Genomic DNA, 9,353 nt, shown 5'->3' with positions numbered 1-9,353 from the left:
GCTGTTGTCGCTCCTTGCCGGGGTCGGACGCACCACCCTGGCAATGGCGCGCGAACGGGATCTGCCCGGCTGGCTCGCCGCGGTGCATCCAACCCACGGCGTTCCGCACCGGGCTGAATTGCTGCTCGGTGGCGCGGTCATCGTCATCGTCACCGTGTCCGATGTCCGGGGAGCAATCGGATTCTCGAGCTTCGCGATCCTCGTCTATTACGCGGTCGCCAACGCCAGCGCCTTCACCCTGGACGGCCCACAACGGCGCTGGCTACGCCCGCTCGCGCTGGTCGGCGGCGCTGGCTGTGTCGTCCTCGCGTTGACCCTGCCGGCCGCCAGCATCCTCACCGGGCTCGGCGTTCTCACCGCCGGCATCGCCGTACGGGCCGCGCGCCGGCCATAACCCGGACGACCCCGCCACCTGAACAGCCGACCAACTGACCAACTGTGCTGTCAGCAGGATTCCGCGAGCTGGCCGCCGTCACGGACGAATCGAAAGGTTGACGAATCGGAAGGTTGAGGTCACCGCATCGAACAGGTCGTGCAACGCGTCCACAAGCACCATGTTCGGGCTGGAGCAGGCGACCAGGGCGACCTGGCCCGACTGTGGGATGGGGACAAAGGTCTGCATTGTCGTCGTCCTGATCCAACCGGCCCGATCAGGCAATGTGAGGTCCTCGACACCGTAGGCACGGGCGGCCTGCCCGGCCTGCGGAAGATCGACGAGTGCCACCGTGGTCCAGGTGTCATCCGGTGATCGGGCGACCTTCTCCGTCAGCGTGGCCATAATCGCGCCCGAGGTGACGCCAGCGATCCGGTCGCCATCCGTGCGGTCGCCGCCGGGCGCGGCAAGCACCGAGACGGTCACTCCGGCGGACAGGCCCGTGCCTTCAACCGCCTCGGCCATGACCCCGCAGAACAGTGCGCCACCAGCAGCGGCATCGCTGGCCGCATGGCGCAGTATGCGGGAGATCGCCGCGCAGTGCCCGGCGAGTTCGGGGACACCGCGCGTGCGCTCGCGGACCAACGCGTCGATGGATGCCCGGCGGGTCACCGGGTTCAGGTCCACCTCGAACCAGGTGTCCGGAATGGTGATCGAGAACCCGGCGGTTGCCGGCCAGCTGGCTGCGGTGTGGTTACTCAGATCCCCGCCACCCCCTCATCCGTGGGTTGTGACGCCCGGTTCAGGTTGGTAGCCAGGTCGGTGTCGACCTGGCGCAGTGCCCGCGCGGATTCCGACGCCATCGTCGCCAGCTTGTTCGCGTTGTCATCGATCTTCTTGCGCCCGTCGCTCCAGTCGTGCTCGAAATCGCTGAGTGCGTTCTCGATTTCGGCCGAGCCCAGCTGGCCCCGATAGTGGTCGAGCGTCGAACGGGTCGCGTTCATCGTCGATCGGATCGATTCCAGATTGCGCGCGAGGGAGTCCAGACCCGGAAGATCGACCGACAGGCGGTCAGCAGTCATCGAAACCCACCTCCGTTATGTGTAGGCCTGTACACGCGAAGCCTCGTAATCGGCGGCCGTGGTGGAGCCCGGCCTGCTAACCCTGCCCCCGAAGCGAGTTCGCGAGCTGGGTGTCGGCGGTACGGAATGCCTCCGCGGCCTTCGTGAGGTACCCGGCCATACCGTCCAGGCCGCCCAGCGTGTTGGTGACACCGGTGTTGAATCTGTCGTAGGAGTCCTGGAACTGCACGCTCGACTGGTCGGTGACATAGCCGCCCGCGACCAGCGCGTCGACCGTCTTCTTCAAGGCGTTCAGATGCGTCTCGATGTCGGTCTTGCCGTTGCGGAGTCTGGTACTGGCGTCGTCCATCTCGGTGTAGGTGACGTTGAGATTGGGCATCGTCTCCGGCCTCTTTCAGGTAGGTGGGCTGGCGTTGGCGGAGTGGACAGGCTTCGGCGTGCGCTGTCACAGCGCGGCGGATCGTCTGGTGCAGGGTCGTTCCGTCCCGCAGCGGATCTCGTCCGGTGGTCATCGAGTCACCACCGGTGCTTCATTTCTGCCAAGAGTGGCGTAACAAGCACTTTGCGTGCCACAGTGTCGTGGTACCGCACTCCATCAGATAGCCACATATCGTGCTACATCCTGCGCCAGCGGATCCACTCCGTAACAGGTTCGCTGCGGCAAGCATCTCACAGAGCGCGTCCCGTTGATACGGTTACGAACGTTTTTGTATGAATCTACTGTTTTGTCGCATCTGCCAGCGCGGCCAGAAGGAGGCCTGGTGTCCGCTCCGACGATAGATCAACATGTCGTTCGGCAACTATCCGGCTCCTCGGCGAGGCTGCTGCGCCCGTCGCCCGCACCGAGCCGTACCCGCCGACCCAGGTACGGCGCGCCTGAAAACGACGTCCAGCGATGACGAACGTGTCAACAGTGACGACGTTTATCCACAGCGCGGACGAAACCCTGGTCGGCCCGAACCCGGGGGGAAGACGATGGGCAGCGTGACGCCGTCCCGCCGCGACCATGCCGGACCATCCGGCCGCCGGCATGCACGGCCGGCGACGCGGGCTGCTCACCCGCTCGTCCCGCGGCGGGAACGGCTGCGCGCCGTGCGGGCGGTCACTCTCCTCACCGTGATCATAATTGGTGTGCCAGCCATGCTGGTGCTGCTGGTCGGTTTACCGATTCCCGGGGTGTGGGCTCCTGCCTGGGCTCCTGCGAACAGGATCGACCAGGCGACCCTGATGGTGATCCTGTCGGGCGTGGTGTGGCTAGCGTGGGCGCACTTCGTCATCTGCGTCATCGCCGAGTGGCGGTCCGGACGGCGAGGCTGCGACCGCCCGCCACGGATCCCACTCGGCGGCGGTTCGCAGACGCTGGCACACCGTCTCGTCGCCGCCACCCTGTTGTTCTCCGGCACCGCCATCCTGCTCACACCCGGCGCGGACGCGCCCGGGCTGCATCCCGCCATCACGGCTTCGGCTGTTCGGCCTGAGGCTGTTCGACCTGAGGCTCGTGGCACGGCCGGTGACCGGCCGGTCGGGGACGGCGTCATGACGGCGGCCACGAACGTCGATGGCGCGATCGTCGCTGCCGCGAGTGCCGTCACGCCCTTGCGGGGCGTCGCCGGGTCCGCACTGCTGGCGGCGGGAGTGGTGGTAGCCCTGGCCGGGCGGCGAACAAGGGCCAGCACGGATGATCCGATCGAGAACATCGAGACCGCCCTCCGCCTTGCCGCAGATGTCGGGGCGGCCCGGTTTGTCGACCAGGCGTTACGGGTACTTTCCGCGGAGCTGACCACGGCCGGCCGCACCCTGCCGTCGGTCTACGCGGCCACTCTCACCGACTCCACACTGCTGCTTCACATCGCGCCAGCCGAAGCCGACGAGCCGCCGGCACCATGGCGGGTTGGCCAGGCGCCGGGTCACTGGCTCATTGACCGGATCACCGACACACCCGACGGCCTGCCCACCGGTGTCGGTGCCGGGATTCCGGCGAGCACACCCGCCCCGTACCCGGGCCTCGCCACGGTCGGCACAGATGACCATGGCTCCCAGATTCTCGTAGACGTCGAGGGTGCCCCGGGAATCATCAGCCTGGGCGGGGATGTGGCCGTGGCCCGCAAGGTAGCCGTGTCCATCGCGGTGGAACTTGCCACGAACCTGTGGTCGGATGAGCTGCGCGTCCACATGATCGGTTTTCCCGGCGACCCCACGCCGATCGCCCCGAACCGGTTGCGGACCGGTACCAGCCTCGGCGAGGTTCTGAACGAACTAACTGATCGTGAGTCACGACGCGCCACCACGGCCGGCGATGAGAACGATCCGAACACCACCTTCGGCGCTGCGCTGCGAGGCCGGCAGGCTGCGCGGACCCAGGCACTGTGGGCGCCGGACCTGCTGGTGCTCGCTGCGCCTCCATCCGACGACGAGGTCGCGCGGCTGTCGGTCCTCGCCACAGGACGCACCCGGGGTGTCGGCGTGATCGCGGTGGGCGACACAAGTGCTGCTCGCTGGCGCTTCACGGTCAGCACCGATGGCAGGCTGTCCCTCGGCGTTCTCGGGTTCGACGTCAACGCTCTGACGCTGCCGGCGGACGAGTACTCGGCCATCGTTGAGATGTTCCGAGGGACCGACGCCGATCCAGCGACCTGGACAACCCGAAGCCCCACGCCACCCGCGCTGCCAGCGGGTCCGGGCCAGACGGACGCCTCGGGCCAGACCCAGGCGTGGATCTCTGCGACGAACGCGCTGGGTGCAGGTCGGCCGGGCACCGAGATGGTCAGGTTTACGGTCCGGGATTCAGCAGCCGTCGCGCTGGCTCCTGCTCCTGCTCCTGCTCAGGGAGGAGTACCGGCGCCCGTCCCGTGGGTTCCAGACATTCCGCCGCGAGTGAGCCCGCCGGTCCCCGAGCTGCCGGCCGTGTCTCGTCGAGCGCCCGACGGTCGCAGACATCCAGCGGTACCGCCCATCCCACCGCTACCTCCCCCACCTCCGCCACCGCCACGCGCGCCACTCACGGCCCCACGGCCCAGGCCCCCGATGCCCCCGCTGCCCCCCGGTGAGCGGCCGGTAACGCCGAGCCCATCACATCCGCTCGGTGTCCGGCCCGCGGGGTCCGCGGGGTCCCAGACGATCCCGACCGGAGGGCTGCCAGCGCTCCCGCCGCCGCGTTCCTTTCCGGTCCGGGCAGCGCCCGCCGCACGCGCTGAAGCTCCCCCGATGGTGCTGCCGCCTGCGGCGCCGCTGGCCACAGCGCCTCTGGCCACAGCACTGGCGGCTACCGCCGTACCGGGCCTCTCCCCGAGGGAGGCTGCGGCCCGGCGCCCACCGCCGGTACCTCCCCCCGGCGAGGAATCTCCACACGAAGAAACCCAGCGCGAGCCACTCCCGCGCGAAGAACCCCCACGCAAAGAACCCCCACGCGAAGAAGCCCAGCCCCGCGCGGCAGAAACGCCACCGCTGGTGACAGTGGACCTGTACCGGCCGAACGACGCCGAGATCCGCGTTCTGGGGACCATCACCATCGACGCTCCCGGTCCGTTGGCGCCCGATCGCAGGGACCTGTTGACCGAATTGGTGGTCTATCTCGCCCTGCATCGCAACGGGATACCCACCAGCGACCTCAAGACGGCGATCTGGCCACACGGAGCGTCCGGCGAGGTGGTGGCGGCGGCACTCGACGACGCCCGCGCCTGGCTCGGGCCAGCCAGCGGCGGCGGTCCGCGCATCACCATCAGCGACGACGGATGCTGGCGGCTCGCGGACGATGTCCGGTGTGACTGGGACCTGTTCATCGCCTACACCCACCGGTCCGGGTGGCCGGATGCCAACACCGATGCCGAAGAGGACCTCATCACCGCGTTACGACTGGTCACCGGGCCGCTGTGGACGAACCTACCCGATCACCGCTACGACTGGCTGGCCTCGAGCCCGATCAGAACGTCCATAGCGACCACAGTTGTGGATGTTGCCCACCGGCTTGCCCAACTCACGCTCGGCTATGGCGATACCGTGACCGCCGTTGCGGCATGCCGGACCGGCCTGCGCGCCGTACCGACGGCCGAGGTCCTGTGGCGAGACCTGTTGCGTACGGTTGCCGCCCGGCGCGACCGCAAGGCGCTGGAAGCCGTGATCGGCGAGACGTACCGGGTGATCGCGCCACCGCGAAGCGGTCTGAAGGCTCAGGCCGAGACAGAGGCGCTGGTACGGGAACTGCTGTCGGGATTGCGCCGCCGATAACCGGGGCGCCACCGATAGCCGGACCCCGGGGTCCGCGGGCCGTAGAGGATCAGCCGTACGGCCCGTTGACCCGGTACGGCGGGAGCGCGGAAGGCGGCGGTTGCCACGGCCCCGGCATCGGCAGCATCGGGCCGCGGGCACGGGCGCCGAACAGCGCAAGTACCGCGATCGCCGCGAACGCGGCGAGATGAACATCGGGCAGGTTCAGGTTGGTTCCGCCAAGGGGCGCGAGAAGACGCGGCGAAATTGGGATCATGAAAGACGGCGCCTTGAGCCGCAGCAGCGCCACCGCAACGGTGGCCCTCGCTGCGAACAGGAAGAAACGGTCCGACCGGCGATCACAGAGCAGGCCGAGTGCCACCAGCCCGATCACCACGGCGAAGCTGTCCACCACATAGATCATGAGTCTCGGCTGGAACATCTCGAGTGCGCAGACACCGGCCGCCACCGCCGCGATGAGAAATGTCGCGCCTCCGGACGGCGCCAGCAGACTGGCAAGAAGCAGCATCCCTCCGATGACGAGCGTTCCGATCAGACTCCGCTGGTCGGAAAGGACGTAGGCCTTCCAGAGGGGATTGGCTGGGATGAACAGGACGACGCCCAGCCCGACCGCCAACGCGACAAAGGCCGTCCAGCGTCCGGAGCTCCAGCCAGCCGTCCAGCCTCGCCAGGCGAGAACGACGGTCATGGAAACCGCAGCCCCTATCATGATCATCCACCAGCCTGCACGGCGTGGCTCATGAATGATCTCGCGGGTCCAACCGAGTTCCGCCAGCGACATCACGGACAGGCCGACGACGCAGCCGCTCGCGAAGTCACGCCCACTACCCCACCGGTTTGCGGCCACCAAAGCGATGAGCGCCACCGGCAAGGCCAGGAACGCTATCCCGAATTCGCCGAAAACATCCCATACATCACGGTTCCGGTAGAGTCCGGGCGTCCGCAGCGCGGAGGGAATCAGCGTCAGGACAGCTGCCACCAGCAGGACGCCCAGAACCGGCGTCGCCATCGGCACGGAGCGGCCGAACCAGCCCTGTTGAGGTGGGCCCGGGGGGTCGAGCATGCCGCGCACGTCGGGCGCGGCCGGCGGCGCAGCCCGGGATGCGGTTGGCAAAGGCGGCTGCGGTGTCCGCAGCTCCTCCTGGGCGGGCCGCTGCCAGTCCGATGGGGACGGTGCGGACGGAAATCCGGTATTCGGGGGTCCGGCGTAGCCCCCCGCCCCTGGTGGCGGTGGGGTCTGCCAGCCCAACCACGGAGCTTCCCTGCGGGTGGCGGAGGGCTGCGGCGGCCCGTACGGGTTTGCCGGCGGCGGGGCATCGCCACCACGGACGAGACGGGTGGCGATCTGCTCGGATTCGGTTATGCCGTGGATGTGGTGGCCGGTGAGACCCGTCACCACATCGGCCGCGGTGGGGCGCTCGGCGGGTGCCTTGGCCAGCGCCCTGGAGATCACCGAAGCGACCGCTACCGGCATGCCAGCAAGATCGGGAGGACCGCCGAGGACCCTGGCCATCGAAGCGGTCGGGGTCTCGGCGGCAAAGGGATGCCGGCCGGTCGCGGCGTACGCGACGCAGGTCGCCCAGGCGAAAATGTCGGCGGCGGGTCCGGCACGCTCGCCGGAAAGCTGCTCGGGTGCCATCCACGCGATGGTTCCGATGCTGAAGCCGGTTTTCGTGTTCACTGTGGCGTCGGACAACCGGGCGATACCGAAGTCGATGACCTTCGGCCCGTCCCATGCCATGATGATGTTCCCGGGTTTGAGGTCGCGGTGCACCACACCGGCGTCATGGATGACGACCAGGGCCTCGGCCAGCCCGACGGCGAGGCTCATCAGCGCGTTGCCGTCCAGGCGGCCACGTCGGCGCACGGCGTCGGCCAGGCTCACCCCGTCCACGTATGCGGTCGCCATCCACGGACGAGGGGCGTCGACATCCGCGTCGAGCACTTCGGCCACGAAGGTGCCACGAACCCGCCGGGCGGCCGTGACCTCCTGCCGAAAACGCGCGCGGAACTCAGGATCCGCGGCGACGTTACGGTGCGGGAACTTGATTGCCACCGGCGTGTCGTCCGGGGCGAAGCCCTGGTAGACGACGCCCATGCCGCCTTCACCGAGACGGCCGTGCAGGCGGTACGGCCCGACCGAACGCGGATCGTCAGCAGCAAGCGGCGCGAGCACCCGATCCCCTCTCGCCGACCCCGATCACGTGCGGAGATTACCCGACCGCACAGGCCCCACCCGCATCCCGGTCATAAAGCCGTCGGAAACCTGGTCGGTACCCATCGGCTCGCCGTATGATCCGGACCCCGTGATTCTAGGCGCCTGTGGCAAAGTTGTCCATTTTAACCGAAATGTGCGGTTGCCTTCCATGCGGATCTTCAGCTGGTGCAGGTGTCCGCATAGGGCAGATCATGCGTGTACAAAGTCCAGGTCTCCTGGTCCAGTGAGGTTCCAGCAAACGCGCATGCCCACGGCAGCGCGTTCGTGCGCAGCGTGTCGAAGACGGAGACATCCCAGATTTGAATGGTGCGATCATAGCTCCCGGTGGCGAGGGTGTGGCCGTCCGGTGAGAACGCCACCGACGTCACGGTGCCGGCGTGGCCCCTGAGCGGGATCCCGAGGGGCTGGGGACCGGTCGGGGTCGTGAGATCCCACAGGCGAACGGTCTTGTCATTGCTGCCACTGGCAAGGATGTGGCCGTCGGACGAGAACGCCACCGACGTCACGATGTCGGTGTGACCGGTGAGAGGCGGACCGATGGGGCGAGGCCGGTCCGGGCTGCTGACATCCCACAGGCGCACGGTGCCGTCGTAGCTTCCGCTGGCGAGGGTACGGCCGTCGGGCGAAAACGCCACCGACGTCACCGTGCCGGTATGGCCGGTGAGAGGCGAACCGACGGGGCGGGGCTGACCCGGGCTGCTGACATCCCACAAACGGACGGTACTGTCGTAACTTCCGCTGGCGAGCGTATGGCCGTCGGGCGAAAACGCCACCGACGTCACCGTGCCGGTATGGCCGGTGAGAGAAATGCCGATGGACTGAACACCTGCCGGCGTGGTGAGATCCCACAGGCGGACACCGTTGTCGTTGGTACCGGCGGCGAGGGTATGGCCATCGGGCGAAAACGCTACCGACGTCACCGCACCGATACGGCCAGTGATGGGATCAGTAAACGGCGAGCCGACGGGCCGGGATGGTTGGCTCGGCCTGGTGAGATCCCACAGGCGGACGGAATTGTTGTCGTCGTTACTTCCGGTGGCGAACGTATGGCCGTCAGGCGAAAACGCCACAGCCGTCACCGCACTGGTGCCGCCAGTGGCAGGTGGGCCGACGGGCCGGGATGGTTGGCTCGGGCTGGTGGGATCCCACAGGAGCACAGTGCTGTCATTGCTGCCGCTGGCAAGAGTCCGACCGTCCCGGGAGAACGCCACCGACGTCACCGCGCTGGTCAGGTCGCCAGGAGACGTGCTGGTCAGGCTGCTAGGAGATAGGCCGACGGGGTGGGGTGGTTGGCTCGGGCTGGTGAGATCCCACAGGAGCACAGTGCTGTCATTGCTGCCGCTGGCAAAAGTCCGACCGTCCCGGGAGAACGCCACCGCGGTCACGACATCGGTGTCGCCGGCGAGAGGCGGATCCACCAAGCGCTGTTGGCCCGGGTCACTGAGATCCCACAAAC

The 9,353-nt window shown here is 68.0% G+C and carries 6 protein-coding genes and 1 pseudogene; 2 read left to right on the top strand and 5 right to left on the bottom strand.

Features of this window, described 5'->3' with window-relative positions; all coding sequences use genetic code 11:
- Positions 1-394 (top strand): annotated as a pseudogene (locus U9979_RS00105) (amino acid permease); the annotation flags it as partial.
- A 78-nt stretch (positions 395-472) separates the two neighbouring features.
- Here U9979_RS00105 and U9979_RS00100 read toward each other — a convergent pair.
- The 3 genes from U9979_RS00100 to U9979_RS00090 all read right to left on the bottom strand — a co-directional run bounded on the left by U9979_RS00100 (position 473) and on the right by U9979_RS00090 (position 1,834).
- Complete coding sequence (locus tag U9979_RS00100; RefSeq protein WP_322777736.1) at positions 473-1,060, bottom strand: hypothetical protein; 588 nt, start codon at positions 1,058-1,060, stop codon at positions 473-475.
- Positions 1,061-1,131: 71 nt separating this feature from the next.
- A complete protein-coding gene (locus U9979_RS00095; protein WP_322754550.1) occupies positions 1,132-1,455 on the bottom strand; it encodes a hypothetical protein in 324 nt (107 codons plus the stop codon).
- Between the two features lie 76 nt (positions 1,456-1,531).
- The gene (locus U9979_RS00090) at positions 1,532-1,834 is read right to left on the bottom strand and encodes a WXG100 family type VII secretion target (RefSeq protein ID WP_322749096.1); all 303 of its coding nucleotides are present in this window, start codon (positions 1,832-1,834) and stop codon (positions 1,532-1,534) included.
- Positions 1,835-2,430: 596 nt separating this feature from the next.
- Between U9979_RS00090 and U9979_RS00085 the strand changes: the two genes are divergently transcribed.
- Entirely contained in the window at positions 2,431-5,679 is a 3,249-nt protein-coding gene (locus tag U9979_RS00085) for a bacterial transcriptional activator domain-containing protein (protein WP_322777735.1), read from the top strand.
- Positions 5,680-5,728: 49 nt separating this feature from the next.
- Here U9979_RS00085 and U9979_RS00080 read toward each other — a convergent pair whose 3' ends face one another.
- Both U9979_RS00080 and U9979_RS00075 read right to left on the bottom strand, forming a co-directional pair.
- The gene (locus U9979_RS00080; RefSeq protein ID WP_322777734.1) at positions 5,729-7,855 is read right to left on the bottom strand and encodes a serine/threonine-protein kinase; all 2,127 of its coding nucleotides are present in this window, start codon (positions 7,853-7,855) and stop codon (positions 5,729-5,731) included.
- 200 nt (positions 7,856-8,055) lie between these two features.
- Positions 8,056-9,353 (bottom strand): WD40 repeat domain-containing protein (locus U9979_RS00075; RefSeq protein ID WP_322777733.1); only part of this gene is annotated, 1,298 nt, incomplete at its 5' end.

Origin of the sequence: Protofrankia sp. Cas4 (assembly GCF_963555915.1) — a bacterium.
Classification (GTDB): domain Bacteria; phylum Actinomycetota; class Actinomycetes; order Frankiales; family Frankiaceae; genus Protofrankia.
This window is presented reverse-complemented; position numbering and strand designations above follow the sequence as displayed.

What these genes read in the sequence shown, in the direction of transcription:
- U9979_RS00095 (WP_322754550.1), bottom strand. Translation starts at nt 1,455, where the DNA reads ATGACTGCTGACCGCCTGTCGGTCGATCTTCCGGGTCTGGACTCCCTC.
- U9979_RS00085 (WP_322777735.1), top strand. Translation starts at nt 2,431, where the DNA reads ATGGGCAGCGTGACGCCGTCCCGCCGCGACCATGCCGGACCATCCGGC.
- U9979_RS00090 (WP_322749096.1), bottom strand. Translation starts at nt 1,834, where the DNA reads ATGCCCAATCTCAACGTCACCTACACCGAGATGGACGACGCCAGTACC.